This is a genomic window from Helicobacter mehlei (genome assembly GCF_003660265.1).
Taxonomy (GTDB): Bacteria; Campylobacterota; Campylobacteria; order Campylobacterales; family Helicobacteraceae; genus Helicobacter; species Helicobacter mehlei.
Window position 1 is genome coordinate 1 of the sequence record NZ_QXQP01000085.1, and the last position, 518, is coordinate 518.

Genomic DNA, 518 nt, shown 5'->3' on the forward strand with positions numbered 1-518 from the left:
TTTTAAATCGCTGAACATCCTAGCCACCTTTTCAGCGGCCGCGATAATAACTGGATTGCCCTTGGCATTCTCTAAATTGTTGCGCACCATCTTTAAAAGCTCGTCCTTAGCAATGATCGCTGCTAGCAAGATGTTTTTATTGATAAAGTGCAAATTCATAGCCTTTAGCAAAAGCTCGTCGCTAGAGGTCTCTGTGATGCACTCTAGCACGATGGGGTCTATCTCAATATGCTTCAGATTTTCCTTAATGCTCTGCTTGATCTCTTGTTTTTTGGCCCCTAAGAAGGTCTCTACCCCGTGGTTGGTCAATTCATCTTTAAGCACCTCGACCTGCACCTTCTCCACCGCTCTTTTGGGCTTCCAATTCTCTGCCACACGCCAACGCGTCAAGGTGCGGTAAGACACGCCATAAATCTTGGCTAATTCCTTCAAAGTGGTTCCGTGGGTCTCAAAATACGCCCGTATCTCAGCGCGGTTTTTGTAGGTTGCCATTTTCCACAAGCCTCCTTCCCATTAGG

Annotated in this window: 1 protein-coding gene; it reads right to left on the reverse strand. The window is 46.5% G+C overall.

Features of this window, described 5'->3' with window-relative positions; translation table 11 throughout:
• Nucleotides 1-492: hypothetical protein (locus EAO36_RS08350; RefSeq protein ID WP_185963041.1), on the reverse strand; the 492-nt coding region annotated here is incomplete at its 3' end.
• Nucleotides 493-518: the final 26 nt, after the last annotated feature.